Origin of the sequence: Lysobacter sp. Root604, assembly GCF_001427505.1 — a bacterium.
Taxonomy (GTDB): domain Bacteria; phylum Pseudomonadota; class Gammaproteobacteria; order Xanthomonadales; family Xanthomonadaceae; genus Lysobacter.
This window is the reverse complement of record NZ_LMGS01000009.1, coordinates 1,165,745-1,188,430: the sequence shown is the minus strand read 5'-3', so window position 1 is coordinate 1,188,430 and position 22,686 is coordinate 1,165,745. Positions and strand designations below refer to the sequence as shown.

The 22,686-nt window shown below is 69.9% G+C and carries 24 protein-coding genes; 5 read left to right on the top strand and 19 right to left on the bottom strand.

All coding sequences use genetic code 11. The annotated features are described in order from the left end of the window. Nucleotides 1–173 precede the first annotated feature (173 nt). From ASD69_RS13590 to rpe, 18 genes are all read right to left on the bottom strand, one after another. A complete protein-coding gene (locus ASD69_RS13590; protein ID WP_056178833.1) occupies nucleotides 174–914 on the bottom strand; it encodes a haloacid dehalogenase-like hydrolase in 741 nt (246 codons plus the stop codon). Next, nucleotides 911–1,702 (bottom strand): indole-3-glycerol phosphate synthase TrpC, encoded by a 792-nt coding sequence (trpC, locus tag ASD69_RS13585; protein ID WP_056178831.1) that lies wholly within the window; start codon nucleotides 1,700–1,702, stop codon nucleotides 911–913. The genes ASD69_RS13590 and trpC overlap by 4 nt, the downstream gene beginning before the upstream one ends. Beyond that, nucleotides 1,699–3,510 (bottom strand): Mur ligase family protein, encoded by a 1,812-nt coding sequence (locus ASD69_RS13580; protein WP_056178828.1) that lies wholly within the window; start codon nucleotides 3,508–3,510, stop codon nucleotides 1,699–1,701. The genes trpC and ASD69_RS13580 overlap by 4 nt, the downstream gene beginning before the upstream one ends. Next, nucleotides 3,511–6,300, bottom strand: coding sequence for a cyanophycin synthetase (gene cphA / locus ASD69_RS13575; RefSeq protein ID WP_056178825.1), 2,790 nt, complete (start codon nucleotides 6,298–6,300; stop codon nucleotides 3,511–3,513). Nucleotides 6,301–6,312: 12 nt separating this feature from the next. After that, nucleotides 6,313–7,155 carry a cyanophycinase gene (locus ASD69_RS13570; RefSeq protein ID WP_056178822.1) on the bottom strand — a complete coding sequence of 281 codons (843 nt, stop codon included), beginning with the start codon at nucleotides 7,153–7,155 and terminating at the stop codon, nucleotides 6,313–6,315. Between the two features lie 19 nt (nucleotides 7,156–7,174). Further along, complete coding sequence (gene iadA, locus ASD69_RS13565; protein WP_056178819.1) at nucleotides 7,175–8,386, bottom strand: beta-aspartyl-peptidase; 1,212 nt, start codon at nucleotides 8,384–8,386, stop codon at nucleotides 7,175–7,177. Further along, the gene (locus ASD69_RS13560; protein WP_056178816.1) at nucleotides 8,379–8,729 is read right to left on the bottom strand and encodes an antibiotic biosynthesis monooxygenase; all 351 of its coding nucleotides are present in this window, start codon (nucleotides 8,727–8,729) and stop codon (nucleotides 8,379–8,381) included. Before ASD69_RS13560 ends, iadA begins: the two co-directional genes overlap by 8 nt. Before the next feature lie 33 nt (nucleotides 8,730–8,762). Next, complete coding sequence (trpD, locus tag ASD69_RS13555; protein ID WP_056179930.1) at nucleotides 8,763–9,794, bottom strand: anthranilate phosphoribosyltransferase; 1,032 nt, start codon at nucleotides 9,792–9,794, stop codon at nucleotides 8,763–8,765. Between the two features lie 28 nt (nucleotides 9,795–9,822). Then, the gene (locus ASD69_RS13550) at nucleotides 9,823–10,170 is read right to left on the bottom strand and encodes a hypothetical protein (protein WP_056178812.1); all 348 of its coding nucleotides are present in this window, start codon (nucleotides 10,168–10,170) and stop codon (nucleotides 9,823–9,825) included. 1 nt (nucleotide 10,171) lies between these two features. Continuing rightward, complete coding sequence (locus ASD69_RS13545) at nucleotides 10,172–10,753, bottom strand: aminodeoxychorismate/anthranilate synthase component II (protein ID WP_056178809.1); 582 nt, start codon at nucleotides 10,751–10,753, stop codon at nucleotides 10,172–10,174. Nucleotides 10,754–11,155: 402 nt separating this feature from the next. Further along, nucleotides 11,156–12,529, bottom strand: a complete 1,374-nt coding sequence (locus ASD69_RS13540) for a HAMP domain-containing sensor histidine kinase (RefSeq protein ID WP_056178806.1) — start codon at nucleotides 12,527–12,529, stop codon at nucleotides 11,156–11,158. Beyond that, nucleotides 12,526–13,200, bottom strand: a complete 675-nt coding sequence (locus ASD69_RS13535) for a response regulator transcription factor (protein ID WP_056178803.1) — start codon at nucleotides 13,198–13,200, stop codon at nucleotides 12,526–12,528. The genes ASD69_RS13540 and ASD69_RS13535 overlap by 4 nt, the downstream gene beginning before the upstream one ends. A gap of 142 nt (nucleotides 13,201–13,342) precedes the next feature. Further along, nucleotides 13,343–13,528 carry a hypothetical protein gene (locus ASD69_RS13530; RefSeq protein WP_056178800.1) on the bottom strand — a complete coding sequence of 62 codons (186 nt, stop codon included), beginning with the start codon at nucleotides 13,526–13,528 and terminating at the stop codon, nucleotides 13,343–13,345. Between the two features lie 182 nt (nucleotides 13,529–13,710). Next, complete coding sequence (locus ASD69_RS13525) at nucleotides 13,711–14,493, bottom strand: SIMPL domain-containing protein (RefSeq protein ID WP_056178797.1); 783 nt, start codon at nucleotides 14,491–14,493, stop codon at nucleotides 13,711–13,713. A gap of 315 nt (nucleotides 14,494–14,808) precedes the next feature. Beyond that, entirely contained in the window at nucleotides 14,809–16,299 is a 1,491-nt protein-coding gene (gene trpE / locus ASD69_RS13520; RefSeq protein ID WP_056178795.1) for an anthranilate synthase component I, read from the bottom strand. Nucleotides 16,300–16,454: 155 nt separating this feature from the next. Continuing rightward, on the bottom strand, nucleotides 16,455–17,399 hold the full coding sequence (yegS, locus tag ASD69_RS13515) for a lipid kinase YegS (RefSeq protein ID WP_056178793.1): 945 nt from the start codon (nucleotides 17,397–17,399) through the stop codon (nucleotides 16,455–16,457). 224 nt (nucleotides 17,400–17,623) lie between these two features. Continuing rightward, on the bottom strand, nucleotides 17,624–18,097 hold the full coding sequence (gene rraA / locus ASD69_RS13510) for a ribonuclease E activity regulator RraA (protein WP_056178790.1): 474 nt from the start codon (nucleotides 18,095–18,097) through the stop codon (nucleotides 17,624–17,626). Next, nucleotides 18,094–18,768 (bottom strand): ribulose-phosphate 3-epimerase, encoded by a 675-nt coding sequence (gene rpe / locus ASD69_RS13505; protein WP_056178787.1) that lies wholly within the window; start codon nucleotides 18,766–18,768, stop codon nucleotides 18,094–18,096. The genes rraA and rpe overlap by 4 nt, the downstream gene beginning before the upstream one ends. Nucleotides 18,769–18,934: 166 nt before the next feature. Between rpe and ASD69_RS13500 the strand changes: the two genes are divergently transcribed. Beyond that, nucleotides 18,935–19,786: an outer membrane beta-barrel protein gene (locus tag ASD69_RS13500; RefSeq protein WP_056178785.1), complete on the top strand. Its 852-nt coding sequence runs from the start codon at nucleotides 18,935–18,937 to the stop codon at nucleotides 19,784–19,786. A 63-nt stretch (nucleotides 19,787–19,849) separates the two neighbouring features. Here ASD69_RS13500 and ASD69_RS13495 read toward each other — a convergent pair whose 3' ends face one another. Then, nucleotides 19,850–20,191 carry a DnaJ domain-containing protein gene (locus ASD69_RS13495; RefSeq protein WP_056178783.1) on the bottom strand — a complete coding sequence of 114 codons (342 nt, stop codon included), beginning with the start codon at nucleotides 20,189–20,191 and terminating at the stop codon, nucleotides 19,850–19,852. A 152-nt stretch (nucleotides 20,192–20,343) separates the two neighbouring features. Here ASD69_RS13495 and ASD69_RS13490 point away from each other — a divergent pair, with 152 nt between their 5' ends. The 4 genes from ASD69_RS13490 (at nucleotide 20,344) to ASD69_RS13475 (ending at nucleotide 22,572) form a co-directional block, all read left to right on the top strand. Next, nucleotides 20,344–21,270 carry a phosphoribosylaminoimidazolesuccinocarboxamide synthase gene (locus ASD69_RS13490; protein WP_056179927.1) on the top strand — a complete coding sequence of 309 codons (927 nt, stop codon included), beginning with the start codon at nucleotides 20,344–20,346 and terminating at the stop codon, nucleotides 21,268–21,270. Nucleotides 21,271–21,288: 18 nt separating this feature from the next. Continuing rightward, the gene (locus ASD69_RS13485; RefSeq protein WP_056178779.1) at nucleotides 21,289–21,609 is read left to right on the top strand and encodes a hypothetical protein; all 321 of its coding nucleotides are present in this window, start codon (nucleotides 21,289–21,291) and stop codon (nucleotides 21,607–21,609) included. A 65-nt stretch (nucleotides 21,610–21,674) separates the two neighbouring features. Next, the gene (locus ASD69_RS13480) at nucleotides 21,675–22,010 is read left to right on the top strand and encodes a multidrug efflux SMR transporter (RefSeq protein WP_056178776.1); all 336 of its coding nucleotides are present in this window, start codon (nucleotides 21,675–21,677) and stop codon (nucleotides 22,008–22,010) included. Nucleotides 22,011–22,056: 46 nt separating this feature from the next. Continuing rightward, a complete protein-coding gene (locus tag ASD69_RS13475) occupies nucleotides 22,057–22,572 on the top strand; it encodes an Mpo1-like protein (RefSeq protein ID WP_056178773.1) in 516 nt (171 codons plus the stop codon). Nucleotides 22,573–22,686 lie beyond the last annotated feature (114 nt).

Below are 22,686 nucleotides of genomic sequence, written 5' to 3'. Positions count from 1 at the left end.
GCAACGATGCGGTTCGCTGCGCTCACCGCATCCTACGGGACCGCCGCGGATTGGGCGTCTCGCCGCTGTGCGTGCTTGCGCGGATCGCGGCCCCACAGCGGGGCGCCCTGGCTCTCTGTGGGAGCGGCGTAAGCCGCGATTACGAAACCTGGCGACCTGTGCGAGGCCGCGGCCTAGCCTGCCGCCGACGCCACCGCGTCGCCGCCGCGGCCGGGGCAGCCCCAGTTGAGGATGGGCGTGCCCGGCGGCAGCACACGCCGGAACATCTCGATGCGGCGCGGCTTGGGGTTGACCACCACCGGCCGGCGCGCGGCCTTGAGCAGCGGCAGGTCGGCGCTGCTGTCGGAATAGGCGACTTCGACCGGCGCGGTGTAGCCGGCCTCGCGCAGCATGGTCATCTTCATTTCGGAATGGCAGTGGCGCAGCGCGCCGACCGCGCCCAGGCGCGCGCCGACCAGGGTGCCGACCACCGGCACGTCCTCGTGGGCGACGAAGGCCAGGATCGCGCGCGCCAATTCCGGCGGCGCGCCGGTGGCGATCACCACCCGGTCGCCGCGCTCGCGGTGGTGGTGCAGCACGTCCAGCGCCACCGGCAGCAGGCGGCGGCGGATTTCGTCGGTGTGCGCGGCCACGTAACGGTCGATGGTGGCGTCGAACTCGCGCCGCCCGCCCATGCCGACCGAACCGACCCAGACGAAGCCGGAAATGCCGACCCGGCGGGTCGGCAGGTAGGCGATCATCGGCCCGAACAGCGGCGCGATCAGCAGCGCCAGCAGCTGCCGCCACCACGAGCGCCGGATCAGCCAGGCGAACAGATGGCTGCCCGAATCGCCGTCGTAGAGGGTGTGGTCGAAGTCGAACACCACCAGCGGCGCGTCCTCGCGCGCGGGCGGGAAGCGCCCCGCCGCGCTCATGCCGCGAACAGCCGCTGCAGGGCCGCGCCCGGGTCGCGCTCGCGCATGAAGCTTTCGCCGATCAGGAAGGTCTCGATGCCGGCGCCGCGCATCTTGGCCACGTCGGCGCCGGTGGCGATGCCGCTCTCGGTGACCAGGGTGCGATCGCGCGGCACCGCGTCGCGCAGGGCGATGCTGGTGTCCAGCGAGACCTCGAAGGTGCGCAGGTTGCGGTTGTTGACGCCGATCAGCTCGCAATCGGTCTGCAGCGCGCGTTCCAGCTCGTCGATGTCGTGGACCTCGACCAGCACGTCCATGCCCAGTTCCATCGCCAGGCCGGCCATTTCGATCATCGGACCGTCCTCGAGCGCGGCCACGATCAGCAGGATCGCGTCGGCGCCGATCACCCGCGCCTCGTAGACCTGGTAGGGATCGATGGTGAAATCCTTGCGCAGCACCGGCAGCGCGCAGGCCGAGCGCGCCTCGCCCAGGTAGAGGTTGCTGCCCTGGAAGAAATCCACGTCGGTCAGCACCGACAAGCAGGCGGCGCCGCCGGCCTCGTAGCTGCGCGCGATCTGCGCGGGCTGGAAGTCGGCGCGGATCAGGCCCTTGGACGGGCTGGCCTTCTTGACCTCGGCGATCACCGCGGCCTCGCCGGCGGCGTGCTTGCGCTTGATCGCGTCGACGAAGCCGCGCGTGGGCGCCTGCTGCGCCGCGCGCGCGCGCAGGTCGTCCAGCGAGCGCACCCGGCTGCGCTGTTCGATCTCCTCGACCTTGCGGGCCAGGATCGTGCGCAGGACATCGGTCATTCCATTATCTCCACATCGCCCCCCAGGGGCTGGCCGGGGCGCCATTGTCCCAGTTGCAGCCGATCGAGCAAGACGACGACCGCATCGCGGGCCTCGCTGTTGTGGATGGGCAGCACCAGCACGTCGCCCGGCCGGGCCCAGCGCAGCAGGCGGGTGGCGGCCTCGACCTCCTGCAGGCAGACCTCCAGCGCGTCCTCCGCCAGGCCGTGGCGCAGCAGCTCGTCGCGCAGGATCCCGGCGACCTCGCCCTCGGCGCGCCCGCGCAGGTAGCCCTCCATGTCCTTGAGCACCACCCGGTCGGGGCGGAAGCCGGCCGCGACCGCCGCCAACTCGCGGATGTCGCGGTCCTCGCGGTTGCCGGCCTGGCCCAGCAGCAGGCCGAGCCGGCGTCCGGGCCGCGCCGCGACCTCCAGCAGCTTGCCCAGGCCGTCCGGGTTGTGGGCGTAGTCCAGATAGACCTCGCTGTCGCCATAGGCCCAGCGCTGCAGGCGCCCGGGGTTGTCGCCGGGCGCGGCGCCGAAGCGCGCCAGCACCTGGGCGATGCGCTCGGGCGCGACGCCCAGCGCGGCGGCCGCGAGCGCGGCGCCGGTGAGGTTGGCGAGGTTGTAGGCCACGCGGCCGCCCAGGGTCAGCGGCATCGCGGCGACCTCGCCCAGGTCGTGATCGTGGCGGCGGTAGTGCAGCCGCAGGCGGCCGTCGCGCACGCCGCAGGTCGCGCCGCCTTGCTCGCGGTGTGCATGCAAGCGCGGATGCGCCTCCTCCAGCGCGAACCAGCCGATCCGGTGCGGCAGCGCCACGCCGTGCCGCACCAGCAGTTCGTCGTCGGCGTTGAGCGCGAGCAGGCCGTCCTCGGCCAGGCCACGCGCGACGGTGAGCTTCACCTGCGCCAGATCGTCGAGGGTGTGGATGCCGTATTCGCCGAAATGATCGGGGCTGATGTTGGTGACCAGGGCCACGCGCGCATCCTGCGGGGTCAAGCCGCGACGCAGCAGGCCGCCGCGCGCGGTCTCCAGGATCGCCGCTTCGACGTCGGGGCGGCGCAACAGGGTGCGCGCGCCGACCGGGCCGGAGTAGTCGCCGCCGTCGATGCACTCGCCGCCAACGTAAAGGCCGTCGGTGCTGCTGTGCGCGGTGCTCCAACCCTGCGCGCGCGCCATCGCCGCGAGCAGACGCACGCTGGTGGTCTTGCCGTTGGAGCCGGTGACGATGGCCTTGGGGATGCTGCGCAGCAGCGGCCAGGGCACTTCGTCGGCCGCCGGCAGCGCATCCAGGCTCCAGGTGCGGCTACCGACACCCTCGCCCAGCGACAGCGCCTCGTCGTCGCTGTAGGCGAGCACCTCGCGCGCTCGCGCCTGCTCGATCAGCGCGACCAGGTCGGCACGCGCCTCGGCGCGCGCCGCGGCTTGCAGGGTGCGCAAGGCATTGTCGCGATCCCAGTACGCGGCGTGGCCGGGCGCGTGCGGCGGCAACGCGCCTTGCGCGATCGGGCCGACCGCGTCGATCCAGGCCCATTCGTTGATTTCGGTGGCGCTGTACAGGCAGTCGACCGGGGCCACGAACGCCAACGATGCGCCGCTGGCGTGCTCGCGCACGACGACGTCGCCCGCTTGCGGCCAGCGCAGCAGATCGCGGGCCTCGGCGATGTTCCGCCGCCAGCCTGCGAGCGCCGGCGCCAGCGGCCGCTCGCCGCGCGTCTCCAACACCGCGCCAGGCCGATCGAAATACAGATTCGCGCCGGTCAGCCGGCGCGAATCCTCGAACGGGAACTCGTACTCCGGTAGCGCTGCCGCTTTGGATTCGGCCGTCACTCAGTCGCTCTCTTCGCGCTCGAAGCGCAGGCCGCGTTCGTCGCGGACCACGCCTTCCATGGCCGCGACCACGGCCTCGTCCAGGGTCTGCTCCAGCGGCGGCAGCTCGATCCGAGCGGCCGCGGCGGTCATGCCACCCTCGGGCTGGAAGTGGATGATCTGCTTCCACGAACGCGCCAGCGCGTCGGCGAACACCAGCAGCAGGTCGCCGGACTGGGCCATGCGCAAGGCGGCGTCGATCGCGGCCTGCTCGTCGGGAATGAGGGTGATCGCGTCGTCGCTCACGCCGCGCGCCTGCAGGGCCTTGGCGATGATGCGCGGCACTTCGTCGCCGTCGCGTCCGCGCAGGCCGTCGTCGCGGCGGCAGATGTAGTGATCGAACTTGCCGGCCACGGCCTCGGCGATCGCGTGCAGGTCCTCGTCGCGGCGGTCGCCGGGGCCGGCGACCACGACCAGACGGCGCCCGGCCACGTCCAGGCGCTGGGCCAGATCGGCCATCACCCCGACCGCGTGCGCGTTATGGCCGTAGTCCATGAGCACCTTGAACGGATGCTCGTTGTAGACGTTCATGCGCCCCGGCGCCTGGAAGAAGGTGGTGTCGAAGGTGCGCAGGCCGTGGCGGATCGCGTCCAGCTTCATGCCCAGCGAGAACGCCATCGCCGCGGCCACCATCGCGTTCTGCACGTTGTGCAGGGCGCGGCCTTCCATCGTGGCCGGGATCAAATGCGTCCACAGCAGCGGGATGTGGCTGCCCTTGTCGTACAGGGTGATCATGTGGCCGTTGACGCCGGCTTCGAGCGCGCAGGCGCGGCCGCCGGCGCGGATGTGCTCGCGCACCAGCGCGTGGGCCGGGTTCATGGTGACGTAGCAGATCACCTTGGCGTCGGTGTAGGCCGACATCTTCAGCACGTTGGGATCGTCGGCGTTGAGCACCGCGCAATCCTTGGCCACCTCCACCACCACGCGCTTGACCTCGGCCAGTTGCTCCAGGGTGTCGATGCCCTTCAGGCCGAGGTGGTCGGATTGGATGTTGATGACCGCGCCGACGTTGACCTCGGACACGCCCATGCCGGCGCGCAGCAGGCCGCCGCGCGCGGTTTCCAGCACCGCCAGGTCGATCTGCGGATCGGACAGCACCATGCGCGCCGACACCGGCCCGGTCATGTCGCCCTCGACCGTGCGCTGGCCGTCGATGTAGACGCCGTCGGTGGTGGTGAGGCCCGGGGTGTAACCAGCCATCTTGGCGATGTGCGCGAGCATGCGCGCGGTGGTGGTCTTGCCGTTGGTGCCGGTGACCGCGGCGATCGGCACCCGCGACGGTGCGCCGGGCGCGAACAGCATGTCGATCACCGGGCCGGCGGCGTCGCGCGGCGTACCCTCGCTGGGCGCGACGTGCATGCGAAAGCCGGGCGCTGCGTTGATCTCGCAGATGCCGCCGCCGGCGTTCTTGTAGCTCTCGGCGATGTTGGGCGAGATGAAATCCACGCCGCCCACGTCCAGGCCGATCGCGCGCACCGCGCGCACCGCCATGTCGCGGTTGTCGGGATGGATGATGTCGGTGACGTCGGTGGCGGTGCCGCCGGTGGACAGGTTGGCGGTGGAGCGCAGGTAGACGACCTCGTCGTCGGCCGGCACCGATTCGGCGGTGTAGCCGACGCGTTCCATCATCAGCACGGCCTGCGCGTCCAGCTCCAGCCGGGTCAGCACCTTCTCGTGGCCGACGCCGCGGCGCGGATCCTGATTCACCGCCTCGACCAGCTCGGCGATCGTGCGCTGGCCGTCGCCGACCACGTGCCCGGGCGTGCGCCGGGTCGCGGCGATCAGCTCGCCGTTGACCACCAGCAGGCGATGATCGTCGCCGCCGACATAGGTCTCGACGATCACCGAGCGCGAATGCTCGCGCGCGGCCTCGAAGCCGGCCCGGATTTCGTCGTCGCCGGAGATGTTGATGGTGATGCCACGGCCGTGGTTGCCGTTATAGGGTTTGGTCACCACCGCGCCGCCGAGCTTGCGCGCCGCGCGCACCGCGCCGGAGGCGTCGGTGACCAGTTCCTGGCGCGGCACCGGCAGGCCCAGCGAGGCCAGGATCTTGTTGGTCTCTTCCTTGTCGCTGGCCAGCTCGACCGCGATATGCGGGGTGCGGCCGGTGATCGTGGCCTGGATGCGCTGCTGGTACTTGCCGTGGCCGAACTGGATCAGCGACTGGGTGTTCAGGCGCAGCCACGGAATCCCCCGCTCCTCGGCCGCGCGCACCAGCGAAGCGGTCGACGGCCCCAGCGCGCGGCGCTGGGCGTAGCGGATGAAGTCGTCGCGCGCCGATTCCCAATCCCAGTCCTCGGGCACGCTGCCGGCCGGACGCAGTTCGGTCGGCAGCAGCGAGCTGAGCAGCTTCAGACCGAGCTCGCCGGCGGCGATGCCCTCCTCGCGCTGGGCGTACTCGTAGACCACCGAGTACACGCCGGGGCGGTCGTCGCCGACGCTGCGGGTCTTGCCGAAGGTGACATTCTCGCCGGCGACGTTCTGCAGCTCGATCGCGACGTGTTCGAGCACGTGGCCCAGCCAGGTGCCCTCGTCCTCGCGCAGACGGCGCACGAAGCCGCCGGGGGCGCGGTAGGAGCAACCGTGTTCGGCCAGCCCGGGCAGCGCCGCCAGCAGGCCGTCCACGAAGGCCGGCCCCAGGCGCGCGGTGGGCCAGGCTTCCAGCGCCTGCAGGTCCAGTTCCAGCCGTATGACCGGAAAATGCGCATAGAGCGAAGGGCCGACGTAGACGGTGCGTTCGAGTATGCGCATGTGAACCTCACTTCATGTCTTGGGTGGTGCCAGAGAACCGGCGGATGCTTTGCGGGTGTTGAGATTGAACGTGGCGCCCTTGGTGAGGATATGCACGCCCAGGCCGAGCAGGCACACCGGCTCGTTCTCGCCCACCAGATGCATGGACGAGAACTGCAGGCCGTCGGCGTCGACCACGGTGACCGAACCGCTGCCCTCGACCTCGATCGTGTTGTCGGGCGCGATGAAGGCCGCCGTGTCCTCGTCCAGACCGATCCCGACCGCGAACGGGTTGTAGGCCAGCGATGCCACCAGACGACCGAGACGGTCGCGCTGACGGAAGTGCTGGTCGATCACCACGCGATTGGTCAGACCCAGGCCCGGCGCGAGCCGGACGCTGTTGGCGCGCGGCGACGCCCCTTCGACACCGTAAGCGATCATGTGCTCGCTGAGAATACTGGCGCCGGCGCTGGTGCCGCCGACGGTCACGCCCTGCGCGTTGCGGGCGCGGATCGCTTGCGCCACCGGCGTGCCGCCCAGCATGGTCGAAATCCGGATCTGATTGCCGCCGGTGAAGAAGATGCCGCTGGCGCGCTCGATCCGGCGCACCCGGCCCGGTTCGTGGCAGTCGCGGCGGGTGTCGAAGTCCATCACCTCGACCTCGGCGGCGCCCAGCTCGCTGAACAGCTTCTCGTAACGGTCACCGGTATCGGCCAGACGACTCGCCGTGGGAATCACCACGATATCGGCCGAGCGGCCGCCGCTGACCTGGAGGAAACGCCGCAGGATGGCGGTGTCGTTCTCTTTGTCTTCCGCTCCGCCGATCGGAACGATCCAACCCCGTTGTTCGCCGTCGGGGATTTTGCTGGGTGCCATCCTACTTACTCGCTTCTACTTAAACTTGATCGGAATGCCGCGACGGGGTTTCGAACTGGCCATGGCGCAACAGCGCGCCATCGCGTACATGCGCCGTCCCGCCTATGAACACATCATGCGCCGCGCCGGCCGCGTCCAGGGCGACCAGGTCGGCATCGGCGCCGACCTCGATCCGGCCCTTGCGGTCCAGGCGCAGCAGGCGCGCGGGGTTGAGGGTGTAGGCCGGCAAGGCGCGCTCCAGCGCGACGCCGCGCGCGAGCACCGCGTTCAGGCTGTCCAGCAAGGCGCCGGACTCGCCCACGTCCATGCCGCACACGCGCCCATGCGCGTCGAAGCACGGCAGGCAGCCACCGGCGTCGGAGCTCACCGTCACCCGCTCCGGCGGCGCGCCGCTGTCGAGATAGCGTTGCAGCGCCTCGTCGGCGCTCCAGGCGTCCTCGCCCTCCTCGACCGGGAACGCGGTGAGGTCGATCCAGCAACCGCGGCGCGCGAGTTCCAGCGCTTCCTCGAACAGCGCCTTGCGCCGGTTGACGTGAGTGGGGTTGAACACGCGCGCCGGCAGTTCGCTGCGCTCCAGGGCCTGGCGCACCAGTTCCAGACCGCGCGCGCCGTCGCCCAGGTGCAGATGCACGATGCCGGCCTTGCCGGTCATCAAGCCGGCGACGTGCGCTTCCGAGGCCAGTCGCAGCAGTTCGTCCAGGGTCGGCTGGCTGGAGCGGTGGTCGCTGATCGCGACCTCGCCCACGCCGAGCAGGGGTTCGATGAAGGCCACGTCGCCGCGCACGCTGCCGGTCAGGGTGGTCGGCGGCAGGTGGTAGCCGCCGCAATAGCCCCACGCGTTCAAGCCTTCTTCGCGCAGCGCGTAAATCGCCGCGACCAGTTCGCGCGTGCTGCGCGCCAGATCGTCGGTGCCGAGCAGACCGACCACGCTGGTCACGCCGGCGCGGGTGTAGCGCGACAGCATCGGCGCGGGCACGCGGGTGCGGAAACCGGCTTCGCCACCGCCGCCGGTGACGTGCACGTGGCCATCGATCAGGCCGGGAATCAGGCGCCGGCCTTGCAGGTCGATGCTCTCGGCCTGCAGCTGTGCGGGCAGCGCGGGCGCGTCGGCGCCCATCCACAGGATCCGGCCGCCGCCCAGCAGCAGTTGCTGTCGGCCCAGCGGCTGCGGCGCATAGACCTCGGCGTTGCGCAGTAGGCGCATTCCGGCCTGCGGCGCGGCGTCATTCATCCTGCGGTCCCTTGGTCCATCCGTAAGCGCGCTCGACCTTGGCCACGCGCAATTCGTAGCGACCATACCAGTGTTTGCGGCCGCGTTCGCGGGTGGCGGCGTGCTCGAGATTGCGCTTCCAGGCCACGATCGAGGCCTCGTCCGCCCAATAGCTGACGGTGATGCCGAAGCCGTCCGCGCCGCGCGTGGATTCGACCCCGAGGTAGCCCGGCTGCTGCGCGGCCAACTCGACCATGCGGTCGGCCGCCTCGCCGTAGCCGGCGTCGTCCTGCTCGGTGCGACGCGAACTGAAAATCACCGCGTAGTACGGCGGCGCGGGCAGTGCGGCGAAGGGGTCGCTCATGGTCGGACTCGCTGGCGAAGGCTGGCGAAGAGGTCAGGAAGACAGTCGCCGGGTCGCGGCGACGAACTCGTCCAGTTTGGCGCGCGCGGCGCCGGAAGCCAGCGCGGCGCGCGCGCTCGCGATACCTTCGGCGATGCTGTCGACGGTGCCGGCCGCGTACAACGCGGCGCCGGCGTTGAGGGCGACGATCTCGCGCGGCAGGCCGTCGCGGTTCTCCAGCGCCTGCAGCAGCATGGCCTTGGATTCGGCCGCGTCGGCCACGCGCAGATTGCGGCTGGCGGCCATGGCGATGCCGAAGTCCTCCGGATGCACTTCGTACTCGCGCACCACCCCGTCGCGCAACTCGCCGACCAGCGAGCCGGCGCCCAGCGACAGCTCGTCCATGCCGTCGCGGCCCCAGACCACCAGCGCGCGCCGCGCACCCAGTTCCTGCAGCACGCGCACCTGGATGCCGACCAGGTCGGGATGGAACACGCCCATCAGGATGCTGGGGGCGTTGGCCGGATTGGTCAGCGGACCGAGGATGTTGAACAAGGTACGCACGCCCATTTCGCGTCGCACCGGCGCGACCACCTTCATGGCCGGATGGTGCACGGGTGCGTACATGAAACCGATGCCGGTGTCGGCGATGCACTGCGCGACCTGTTCGGGCTGCAGTTCGATCGCCGCGCCCAGGGCCTCGAGCACGTCGGCGCTGCCGGACTTGGACGACACGCTGCGGTTGCCGTGCTTGGCGACCTTGGCGCCTGCGGCGGCGACCACGAACATGCTGGCGGTGGAGATGTTGAAGGTGTGGGCGCCGTCGCCGCCGGTGCCGACGATGTCGACCAGGCCGCTGCGGTCGGCGACCTCGACCGGACGCGCGAATTCGCGCAGCACGGTGGCCGCGCCGGCGATCTCGCCGACGGTTTCCTTCTTCACCCGCAGGCCGGTGAGGATGGCCGCGGTCATGGTCGGCGAGACTTCGCCGCGCATGATCATGCGCATCAGCTCGACCATCTCGTCGTGGAAGATCTCGCGGTGCTCGATCGTGCGCTGCAGGGCTTCTTGCGGAGTCAGAGGCATGGCGCGGTCCGGATTCAAAGCTCTCAGATCAGAGCGAGGCGTGTTCGAGGATTTCCTGGCCCATCAGGACGCAGTCGTTGCCGAGGCGGTAGTACTCCAGACGCATCCGGTACTGGCCCTTGTAGACATAACCCCAGACTTCCAGCACGTCGAAGCGCTGCTTGGCATTGGCCGGATTGACGATGGACGGCAAGGGCTTGGCCGGCCCGGACACTTCGGCGCGATCGTCGTCGTCGGTGTGGAAGGCCAGCAGTTTCTTGGCCTGAATCACCGCGTCGGCGGCGCAGGCGTTGCTGGACGGCTTGGTCGCCGCGTGCGCGCCCAGGGCCGGCACGGCCAGCAGCGCGAGAGCGAGGGTCAACTGCATGCGGGTCATCTCAACGCTCCAGGAAGTTCTTGAGCAGGGCGTGGCCATGCTCGGTCAGGATCGACTCGGGGTGGAACTGCACGCCTTCGACCGGATGCTCGCGGTGGCGCAGGCCCATGATCTCCTCGAAGCTGCCGTCCTCGTGCTCGGTCCAGGCGGTGATTTCCAGGCAGTCCGGCAAGGTCTCGCGCGACACCACCAGCGAGTGGTAGCGCGTGGCCTCGTAGCGGTCCGGCAGCCCGGCGAATACGCCCTGGCCCTCGTGGCGGATGCGCGAGGTCTTGCCGTGCATGATGGTCTTGGCCCGGATCACGTCGCCGCCGTAGGCCTGGCCCAGGCTCTGGTGGCCCAGGCAGACGCCCAGGATCGGCACCTTCGCGCCGAGTTCGCGGATCAGCTCCAGCGACACGCCGGCCTCGTTCGGCGTGCACGGACCGGGCGAGATCACGATCCGCTCCGGCTGCAACGCCGCGATCTGCGCCACGCTCAAATCGTCGTTGCGGATCACCTTCACCTCCTCCCCCAACGCCTGCAGGTACTGCACGAGGTTGTAGGTGAAGCTGTCGTAGTTATCGATCATCAGTACGGACATGACGCGTCTCGAAAGCGTTGGGGGCCGGGGCTGGGGAGGCGGACATCGGGCTGCGGACCGCCACGCGCGGACACATCCGGCGACGGTCGCGGGCCAGCGAACGCCAGCCCACGATTATCCGGCCGCGGGCGGCCCACGGGAAATAACGATCGCAAGGGGGTACGGCGCGGGGACGCGCGGCCGTCAGGCGAGGCTGGACAGCGGACGGCGCGGGCTTGCAGCGAAGGCGATGGAGTCACGCGGGGTTTCCCGGAAGGTCGACGGAACGCAGACAGCGGCAGCACGCCACCATCGCCAGCCCGGGACGGCCTTGGACGGGAATTGCGGGTTCGCGCGAACGATCATGGCCCTACTGTAGCCGCTTCCCGGCTTAGACGCGACGGGGCCGGACCCGCGCCGGCGCTAACCGCGGCCGGTCTCGGCCGCGCTCAGCGCGATGCGCACTTCCAGCCCGGGCGCGTTGTCGCCCAGGCTGACATGGCCGCCATGGCGGTGGGCGATCGCGCGCACCAGGCTCATGCCCAGGCCGGTGCCGGGCGAGCCGCGGTGCGCTTCCAGGCGCTGGAAACGGTCGAACACGCGTTCGCGGTCGGCCGGCGGAATGCCCGGGCCGCGGTCGCCGATGGCCAGCGTCACCGTGCCGCGCTCGCGGCGCAGGCGCACCTCGACCTCGCTATCGGCCGGCGCGTACTTGACGGCGTTGTCGAGCAGGTTGACCAGCATCTGGAACAGCTGGTCGGCATCGCCGCGCACTGTCGCCGGCGCCTCGTCGGCGCGCGGCAGCTGGGTGCGCAAGATGATGCCGCGCTCGCCCGCGCTGGGCGTGTACAGCTCGACCGCGTCGCGCGCGAGTTCGGCCAGGTCCAGTACCGGCTCGTCGTGCACCGGCGGCTGGGCCTCGATCCGCGCCAACCGCAGCAAGGCGCCGAAGGAATGCAGCAGTTGGTCGGTTTCGGCGATCGCCGCGTCCAGCTCGGCTTCGCGGCCGGCATCGTCGGGGCGGTCGCGCAGTTCTTCCAGGCGGTTGCGCAAACGCGTCAGCGGCGTGCGCAGGTCGTGGGCGATGTGGTCGGTGGCGTGGCGCACGCCGCCCAGCAGCTCGCCGATGCGGTCGAGCATGCCGTTGAAGCGGCGCGCGAGGCGGTCGAAGGCGTCGTCGCTGCCGTCCAGGGCCACGCGCAAGGCGAGCTCGCCGCCGCCCACGCGCTCGGCGGTGTCGTCCAGGCTGCGCAGGCGCCGCGACACCCAGCGCGAGGTCAGCCAGCCGATCAGCGCGCCCAGGGTGGCGGCGACCAGCAGCGCGGCCAGCGCGGTGCGCAGCATCAAGGCCAGGAAGCGCCCCTGCGAGCGCAGGCGCACGCCGGTCAGCAGGGTGTCGCCGCCGGACAGGCGCTGCAGTTGCGCGACCACGCGCAGGCGTTCGTCGCCGTCGCGCTCGACGAATTCGGTCCAGCGCGTGCTGGGCGCGCGCGCGATCGCATGGCCTTCATAGCGGCCCGCGAGCACGCGCCCGTCGGCGGCGATCAGGGCGTAAACCGCATCGGGATCGTCCTGCGCGTCCAGGCGCTCGCGCAGCTCGGTCCGCAGCGCTTGCCGGCCGTGTTCGCGGTACAGCTCGACCAGGCCGGCTGCGTCGGCGCGCACGACCTCGCGTGCGTCCTCGACCAGCAGCGCCGACACCGCGTAGTGCACGCCCGCGCCCAGCAGCACGAACGCGAGCAGGAACGAGGCGGTGACCGCCAGCGCCAGCCGGCCGCTGGTGGAACGCAGGGTCATGCGCCCAGCCGGTAGCCGGCGCCGCGCACCGTGTGCAGCAGCGGTTTGGGATAGCCCAGGTCGATCTTCTGGCGCAGGCGGCTGATGTGCACGTCGATGACGTTGGTCTGCGGGTCGAAGTGATAGTCCCAGACCGCTTCCAGCAGCATGGTGCGGGTGACCACGCGCTCGGCCTGGCGCATCAGGTATTCGAGCAGACGGAACTCGCGCGGCTGCAGCTCGATGCGCTTGCCGCCGCGGCGGGCCTCGCGACTGAGCAGGTCGAGTTCCAGATCGGCCACGCGCAGCCGGGTCGGCTCGCTGCCGCCGGCGCTGCCGCGGCGCAGGATGCTGTCCAGGCGCGCGCTGAGCTCGGCGTAGGCAAAGGGTTTGACCAGATAGTCGTCGGCGCCGGCGCGCAGGCCCTCGACGCGGTGATCGACCTCGCCCAGCGCGGTCAGCAGCAATACCGGGGTGCGGTTGCCGGTGCCGCGCAGGGTCTGCAGCAGGACCAGGCCGTCCAGCCCGGGCAGCATGCGGTCCAGCACGAGCGCGTCGTAGCTTTCGGTGGTGGCCAGGAACAGGCCGTCCTTGCCGTTGTCGGCATGGTCGACGGTGTGCCCGTCCTCGCGCAGGCCCTTGGCGATGAAGCCCGCGGTATGGGGATCGTCTTCGATCAGCAGAACGCGCATGCCGACTCCCGGTGTCGCAAAAAGAATACCCCGCCGGGAGGAAGCCGGCGGGGCAGCCACCTGGGGTCGAGGTGGGCTTCGGGGACGGGTGGAACGGTCGAACGCAGGAGAACGCTATGGCGGTAGGACGATTACGAAGCGATCAGCTCTTCTTGGCTTCGGTTGCGGCGGTCTTGGCCTCGGCCTTCTTGGCCTTGTGGGCCTTGTGCTTGACGGCGGCGGTCTTGGCCGGAGCGGCGGCGCCCGGCGCGGGGGCCGGAGCGGCGGCGAACGCGGAACCGGCGACGGCGGTCAGGGCGAGCGCGATCAGGGCATTGCGGACGTTCATGGTGAGGCTCCTGGACGATGGATGGGGAACACGGGATATCGGGTTCTTGCCGTTGGGGTCTGCCCCAGCGCAGGGTCAGATTGCGCGCCGGGCGTTGCCGGCGAGCTTTCGGGCGCATGAACTATCCGTAATGTTTGGCGCGGGCCGTTGCGGCCCGCGCAGGGTCCGAAACCGAGACGGCCTCAGTCTTCGAGCAGGAAGACGGTGTAGATCTTGTCCTGGAAATCGACGTAGCCGGCCTGGAACGAAGGCGCCTGGTTGGCGCCGATACGGCTGCCGGTGACCTGGATGCGCTCCAGTCTGCCGAAGCCATCCGAATAACCCTGCGTGTCCCAGGCGTACTGCGCCGGCCAGGAGCCCTCGCGCACGCCGTACTGAAACTGCGGCGCGACATCGGACACGCTGTAGACGCCACCGAGGCGGGCGCCGTAGGCCTTCGCGATGACCTCGGCCTTCTCACGCGAGGACTCGATGCTTTTCTGGCGCAGCTGACGCTGCAGCTCGGCCTCGCTCGACAGTTCGGTGGCGACACTGGAAATCGACAGTTCGTTCGAGGTCTTGAGCGTGCCCAGAAACTGCTCCAAAGTTTCCTTGCGATCGAAGCGCGCGCTGAGCGTACGGCGCACACCGGTACCGACGAAGACCTGCTCGTTCAACCTGTCGTCGTGGCGCCGACGGGTATCGACCTGCATCGAAGTCGCGACGATTTCGTTGTCGGCCACGCCCGCGCTCTTGAGCTGGGCCAGCACCTGCTGCAGTCGGGTTTCGACGCGGCGGCGCGCCGCGGCTGGGTCGACGTCGATCGCCTCGAACTGCAGGGCGATCTTGAACCGGTCCGGCACCGCGCGTGCCTGGGCTTCGCCGTAAACCAGGATATGCCGCGTCGGCGGCAAGGCGTTGACCTGCGCCTGCGCGGCGGTGGAAATGAAAGCCAGGCCGAGCAAGGCCAGGGTACGCAACTTCATGTCGCCTCCTTGATGACGATCGTGGTGTCGATGCTGAACGCGCTGCCGTCCGAGATCGGACGGCGCACCTGTATCGCAACGGGCGAAGTCGGAGTCCGGGGTTAGCGGAGAGGGCGCGCACGCGCTATCGACCCGCGCGAACCGCTTTGGGGTAGGAGCGGCGTGAGCCGCGACAGGTCATGCGCTTGCGTCGTGAGATGCGCGCTGGCGTCGCCGTGTGGATGTCGCGGTCGCGGCTTACGCCGCTCCTACCCCACAGCAAACGCGCGTGGATGGAGGCGCGCCGCGAAGCAGCGGCGCGCGGGCGACGCGCGCTTACAGCCCGCGCGCCGCCTGGGCCACCGCGCGGAACAGCGCGCGGCCCTTGTTCATCGTCTCTTCCCATTCCTTCTGCGGGTCGGAGTCGTAGACGATGCCGGCGCCGGCCTGGATGGTCAGGCGGCCGTCCTGGATCACCGCGGTGCGGATCGCGATCGCGGTGTCGGCGTCGCCGTGCCAGCCGATGTAGCCGACCGCGCCGGAATAGACGTTGCGTTTGATCGGCTCGAGTTCGCGGATCACTTCCAGCGCGCGGATCTTCGGCGCGCCGCTGACCGTGCCGGCCGGGAAGGTCGCGCGCAGCACTTCGGCGTAGCTCAGGCCTTCCTTCAGGCGGCCGGTGACTTCGCTGACGATATGCATCACGTGGCTGTAGCGTTCGATCACGAACTGTTCGCCCACCTGCACCGTGCCGGCCTCGGCGACCCGGCCGACGTCGTTGCGCCCCAGGTCGATCAGCATCAGGTGCTCGGCGCGTTCCTTGGGATCGGCCAGCAGTTCGGCTTCGAGCGCGTTGTCCTCTTCCACGGTCTTGCCGCGCGGACGGGTGCCGGCGATCGGACGCACGGTGATTTCGCCATCCTGCAGGCGCACCAGGATTTCCGGCGACGAACCCACCACCTGGGTTTCGCCGACATCGAGGAAATACATGTAGGGCGAGGGGTTGAGCGCGCGCAGGGCGCGGTACACGTCGACCGGGCGCGCCTTGAACGGCACGCTCAGGCGCTGCGACAGCACCACTTGGAAAATGTCGCCGGCGCGGATCAGTTCCTTGGATTTCTCGACCGCGGCGATGAAGCCCTCGCGGGTGAAACCGGACACGAAATCCTCTTCCTCCAGCCCGACCGAGTCCAGGGTTTCCGGATAGCCGGCGCCGGCGTGGCGCAGGCGATGGGTAAGCTGGTCGAGGCGGCGGTTGGCGCGCGCGTAGGCCTGCGGCTCGCTGGGATCGGCGTGCACGATCAGGTACAGCCGGCCCTTGAGGTTATCGAACACCGCGACTTCCTCGCTCTGCATCAGCAGGATGTCGGGCGTGCCCAGCTCGTCGGGCTTGTGGCTGCCGTCGGCCTGCGGCGCGGCCAGGCGCGGCTCGATGTACTGGATGCATTCGAAACCGAACCAGCCGACCAGGCCGCCGGTGTAGCCCGGCAGGCCCTCGATGCGCGGCACCGAGTGCGCGGCGCGCAGTCGCTCGACTTCGGCGAACGGGTCCTCGACGGTGCGGGTCTCGAGCAGTTCGCCCAGTTCGGTCACGAACAAGGTGTGGCCGGCGAAGGCGTACACGCGCTTGGCCGGCAGACCGATGATGGAATAGCGACCGAAGCGTTCGCCGCCCTCGACCGATTCGAACAGATAGGTGTGCGGCCCGTCGGCGAGCTTGAGGTAGACCGACAGGGGCGTGTCGAGGTCGGACAGGACCTCGCGCACGACGGGAATGCGGGTGTAGCCGTTAGCGGCCTGTTGCTGGAAGAGTTCGGGCGAAATCACGCGGCGGTTCCTTCATGGACGAGTGGGCAGGAGCGACGATGGCCGACGGCCACCATCGCCAACCCACGTCGGCGCAAAAGGAATGCGGGTTCGCCCAGGCTTTCATGGCCGACACTGTAACGGCTTCGCCGGGCCGGCGCGACGGGGGCCCCGGGCTAAGCCGCCGGCACCGAGGCCGCCAGCAGCGGGCAGCCCTCGGGCAGGTGCATGCGCACGCGCGCGGGCACGCAGTCGATGCGGAAATGGTGCGAACGCACGGGCTCGCCGTCCAGGTTGAGGGTCAGTTCGCGCTCGCTGTCGATCTCCACGCTGCGCAGGCGCGCGCGCACCGCCACCCGCTCCAGCGCGGCGTGCTGGCCCTGGGTCAGCAGGGTCGCGGCGGTGGCGCCGACTTCGCCGCTCAGATCGGGCACCACGGTCAGATCGAGCAGGCCGTCGTCGATCAACGCGTCCGGGCACAGCGCCTGGCCGCCGCCGGCCTGGCGGCCGTTGCCGATGCCCAGGGCGATGAAATCGCCTTGCCAATCGAAACCCTCGCCGCGCAGATGCGCGCGGATCGGCTCGATGCGGCCAAGCTTGGAGATGCCGGTGATCAAATACGCCAGGCCGCCGAGCATCTTCTTCAGGCCCGCGTCGGTTTCCACCGTGACCTGGGTGCCGAAACCGCCGCTGGCGAGATTGGCGGCCCAGTGGCCGCCGTCGGCCGCCTCCAGGCGCAGCAGGTCGATCGGCTGCGGGCGGCTGGCGCGGATCAGCCGCAAGGCCTCCAGCGCATCGACCGGCAAGCCGGCGGCGCTGGCGAAATCGTTGGCCGTGCCCATCGGCACCAGGCCCAGCGCGGGCAGCGCGTCGGCGGGCTCGTCGCGATGCGCCAGCGTGGTCGCGACCTCGCTGAGGGTGCCGTCGCCGCCGGCCGCGACGATGCAGTCGGCGCCGTCGGCGATCGCCTCGGAGACGTAACGCTCGGCGTCGCCGCCCTCCCAGGTCACGCGCACGTCCAGGTCGACGCCGTCGGCACGGATCGCGGCCACCGCCTCGCGCAGGGCGTCGTCGCCGGCGGACTTGCCGTTGAGGATCAGGCGCCAGTGCGGCTGCGGCATCGGGTGGGTCTCGCGCGTAAGGATCGGCGAGGCTAGCAGCGGCGCGCTAAAACCCGGTGAACGGGTCGCGCGCTTTTGGTGGCGCGCCTGTCATCGTCGCGTCATCGCCGGCCTGGAGTATCGAAGGCCATATCAGGGACGACGGGCGGAGGCTGGATTGCCTCCAATATTCCGGAAGGGCGCCGCGGCGCCCTTTCAAGACGCCGGGCAGGACGCCCGGCGTTTCAGCGGAGGACGGCGTCGGACACGACGACGCCGTCCTCGTCGGCGCACAGCCAATCGCCGGGCCGCACGGTCGCGCCGCCGATCTCCACCGCCACGTCGCGCTCGCCGCGATCGTGTTTGTCGGTCTTGCGCGGGCAAGTGCCCAAGGCTTTGACGCCCAACTCGAGCGCGCCGATCGCGGCGCTGTCGCGGATCGCGCCGATCACGACCACGCCGGCCCAACCGTTCTCCACCGCCTTGGCCGCCAGCAGGTCGCCCAGCATCGCGCGCCGCATGGAGCCGCCGCCATCGATCACCAGCACCCGGCCGTGGCCGGATTCGGCCACCGCCTCGCGCACCCGCGAATTGTCCTCGTGCGCCCGCACCGTGCTGACCAACCCGTCGAACGCGAGACGTCCGCCGTAGTCGCGCAGCGGCAGCTCGATCACGCGTAGGCGATCGCCGTGCAGGTCGCACAGATCGCAGGTGTTCACCCGCGCGCGCCCTGCACCGCCGCCTTCATGCGGCCGATCACGTCCGCATAGTCGGGCGCGTTGAAGATCGCCGAACCGGCGACGAAGCTGTCGGCGCCGGCGGCCGCGATTTCGGCGATGTTGTCGGCCTTGACCCCACCGTCGATCTCCAGGCGGATCGGCTTGCCGGTGGCGTCGATGCGCTCGCGCACGCGGCGCAGCTTGTCCAGCGCCGAGGGAATGAAGCTCTGGCCGCCGAAGCCCGGATTGACCGACATCAGCAGCACCAGGTCCAGATCTTCCAGCACCCAGTCCAGCACCTCGATCGGCGTGGCCGGGTTCAACACCAGCCCGGCCTGGCAGCCGTGCGACTTGATCAGCTGGATGGTGCGGTGCACGTGGGCGCTGGCTTCGGGATGGAAGCTGATGATGCTGGCGCCGGCCTTGGCGAAGTCGGGGACGATGCGGTCCACCGGCTCGACCATCAGGTGCACGTCGATCGGCGCGGTCACGCCGTGTTTGCGCAGCGCCTCACAGACCAACGGGCCGATGGTCAGATTGGGCACGTAATGGTTGTCCATCACGTCGAAATGCACCCAGTCGGCACCGGCCGCCAGCACGTTGTCGACCTCCTCGCCGAGCTTGGCGAAATTCGCCGAGAGGATGGACGGAGCGATCACGGTGGGCTGCATGGGCGGGGCTCGGACGGACAGGCCGCCATTGTCGCCTCCCGGCGAGGGGCCGGCCAAGCGCGGCGCCTGCATCCGTCCCGGCCACGCCGTCGTATGTCCTAAAGCGGGCCCAGACCCGTTGCGCGGCGCTGCCCGGCCGCCGGACCGCCCCCTAAGGAGAGAACGCATGACCCGCAAGCATCCGCATCTACGCTACAGCCCCCTGTTGCTCGCCCTGCTCGGCGCCAGCCTGGCCCCGGCCGCGCTGGCCCAATCCTCCGGCGACTGGACCGGCGGCTACGTCGGCGGCTACCTCGGCCAGGTCCTGGACCCGGACGACGGCAACGATCGTTTCGTGTTCGACACCAACCTGGACGGCCGCTACGGCGATACCGTGACCACCGCGGCCGGCGCCGACGCGTTCTCGCCCGGCTCCTGCAATGGCGTGGCGCGCGGCCCGACGCCGGCCGCCGGCTGCGACGGCAACAACGGCGGCGCCGAATGGGGCCTGCGCGCGGGCTACGACTGGCAGGTCGGCGACTGGGTGTTCGGCGTGGTCGGCGACTACGGCATGAACGACGCGCGCGATGCGGTGTCGTCCTTCAGCACCACGCCGGCCCGCTACACCATGCTGCGCAAGGTCGACAGCGTGGCCGCGATCCGCGCTCGCGTCGGCATGGCATTCGGCGACGACGGCCGGAATCTGGCCTATTTCACCGCCGGCTACGCCACGGCGAAGGTCGAGAACACCTTCCTGACCAGCAATGGCGTCAACACCTTCACCACCAACGGCGACAGCGACGCCAACGGCGCCCAGTTCGGCATCGGTTACGAACGTCGGGTCAACGAGCACCTCGCGCTCGGCATCGAGTACCTGCGCACCCAGCTCAAGGACGACGAGTACCGGGTGCGCGCGCAGGGCCCGGCGCCGGCGACCAACCCCTTCATCCGCCAGAACGCCGCCGGCACCGATTTCCGCCGCAGCGACGACGATTTCGATCTGGACAGCATCCGCCTGACCGCCACTTACCGCTTCTGAACCCAACCGCGGGCCGGGGTGCGGGCCGACCGGCCCCGCCCCGGCTGCGCGGTCCCGGACGGCTCAGCGCCGCTGGCGCAGGGTCTTGATGCGGTCGTAGGCGCCGTTGATCGCGCGCGCCTTGCTCTCGGCCTGCTGGCGCAGCTCGGGCGCGGCGCCGTTGAGGCGGTCCGGGTGGTACTGCGAGATCAGCCGGCGATAGGCCTGGTCGACCTCGGCGTCGCTGGCCTCGGCGGTCAGGCCCAGCACCGCGTACGGGTTGTCGCGGCCAAGCCGGAACCAGTCGCTGTCGAAGGCATGGCCGACCAGCAGACCGATCAGCGCGCCCAGGAAGGGGTTGGAGCGCAACAGCGCCGCACCGGCGAAAAACCCCAGCAACTTGCCGTACCAGCGTTTCGTCGCCATCGCCGCCGCAACCGCCTGCCCAGAACCGGCCGTCAGTCTACCTGCACGCGAGGCCCGGCCGGCGTACACTGCCCGGCCCCGTCGCGCCCGCGCACGCGGCCGACGTCGGGGATTCCGCCCGCCGCCATGGGGACTACACGTTGTCGACCACCTTGCGATCCGCCCTTTCCGAGTCCCATCTGCCCGGCCTGCCGCTGCGCCATCGCGGTAAGGTCCGCGACGTCTTCGACCTGCCGGCCGAACGCCTGCCGCCGGGCACGCCCGTCGGCGACTACCTGTTGATCGTCGCCACCGACCGCCTCAGCGCCTTCGACGTGGTCCTGCCCGACCCGATTCCGGGCAAGGGCGAGATGCTGTGCCAGATCAGCAACTTCTGGTTCGGCAAGACCGCGCACATCGTCGCCAACCACCTCACCGGCATCGACGTCGCCGCGGTCCTGCCCGCGGGCACCGACCCGGTGCTGTACGCCCAGCGCGCGGTGGTGACCAAGCGCCTGAAGCCGGTGCCGATCGAATGCATCGCGCGCGGTTACGTGATCGGCAGCGGCTGGAAGGATTACCAGCGCACCGGCCGCATCAGCGGCATCGCCCTGCCCGACGGCCTGCGTCAGGCCGAGAAGCTGGCCGAGCCGATTTTCACGCCCTCGACCAAGGCCGCCGTCGGCGACCACGACGAGAACATCGACTTCGACACCGCGGTGCGCACCGTCGGCGCCGAGCTGGCCGAAGCCGTGCGCGACGCCACCCTGCGCCTGTATCGCTATGCCGCCGATTACGCGGCCGAACGCGGCATCCTGCTGGCCGACACCAAGTTCGAGTTCGGCACCGACGCCGACGGCCGTTTGTACGTGATGGACGAGATGCTCACGCCCGACTCCTCGCGCTATTGGCCGGCCGACGAATACCAGGTCGGCACCAGCCCGCCCAGCTACGACAAGCAATACGTGCGCGACTATCTGGAGGCGCTGGGCTGGGACAAGACGCCGCCGGGCCCGCCGCTGCCGGCCGAGGTGATCGAGCGCACGCGCGCCAAGTACGCCGAAGCGCTGCAGAAGCTGGCGGGGATTTCGGTCGACTGAGGTCGGCCGGATCCGCGTATGTCCGTGGGCTGGATGCTGGGACTGTTTGCGCTGGTAGCGATCAGCCTACTAGCGGCGGAACTTTGCGCCTACACCGCGAAGCTGCGCATTTCGGAAGTCGCTCCCGATTATGCGCAGCAGCTGTTCCGGACCTGGGGTCAACGCATCCTCCCAAAATCCGGCCCGTGTCGATTCAAAGTTCTGTACTTCCAACCGCCGCCGCCGGGGTTGGCAAAGACCGTCAAGAAATTACGCATGGTTCTGCTGACCAGCGATATTTTGTTGTATGCGTATCTCGGTGTGGCAACGATCTGGATCGTCCATGGCTGGCTCGGCTGATCGACCGTAGGATGCGGTGAGCGCAGCGAACCGCATCGTCGCGCACCGCCCTCGGAGCCACCCTCATGCCCAAAGGCCTGCTCTTCCTCGCCATCGCGATCCTGGCCGAAGTGGTGGCCACCAGCGCCCTCAAGGCCTCCGAGGGCTTCACCCGCCTCGGGCCTTCGCTGATCGTCGCAGCCGGCTATGCGACTGCGTTTTATTTCCTCTCGCTGGTGCTCAAGACCGTACCGGTGGGCGTGGCCTATGCGATCTGGTCCGGCGTGGGCGTGGTCCTGATCGCCCTGATCGGCTGGCTGGTGCTGAAACAGCCGCTGGATCTGGCCGGCATGATCGGCATCGGCCTGATCGTGGCCGGGGTGGCGGTAATCCAGCTATTCTCCCGTACTGGTGCGCACTGAACCGCCCGTCCGCCGCCGCGCACGCCTGACCCGCCGGGAGCCCGTCATGAGCACTGCCGCCGAACCCGCATCGCAAGACGCCTCGTACCAGCAGCGTCCGATCGATCGCTACTTCGCCAACTATTCGCGCGATCACCGCAACCACGCCAACCAGCTCATCCATGTGATCTGCGTGCCCGCGATCGCCTGGAGCGTGATCGCGCTGCTGTGGTGCATCCCCTCGCCGGGCACCTGGTTCCGCGCCGGCTTCTGGGCCGGTCTGGCGATGTTCGCGGCCTGGATGTTCTATTACCGCGCCTCGCGCCGGCTCGGCCTGGGCATGCTGGTCCTGTTCGTGCTGTCGGGCTGGCTCACCCAGTGGCTGCACCAGCGCCTGGGCACGACGCAGCTGCTGTACCTGGGCATCGGCGTGTTCGTGGTCGCCTGGATCGGCCAGTTCATCGGCCACAGCAAGATGTTCGAAGGCAAGCGCCCGAGCTTCTTCACCGACCTTCGCTATCTGCTGATCGGGCCGGCCTGGGTGCTGGCCAAGTTGTACCGCAAGCTCGGCTGGTCGTACTGAACGCGTAAGCGCAACGCTGCGTGCGACGGCGTACGCGCCGCGCGCGTACGCCAGCGGCGACAATAGGGCCCGCGCGGCTACGCCTCGGCCGCGCCGCTTCCGGTTTCCGACCTC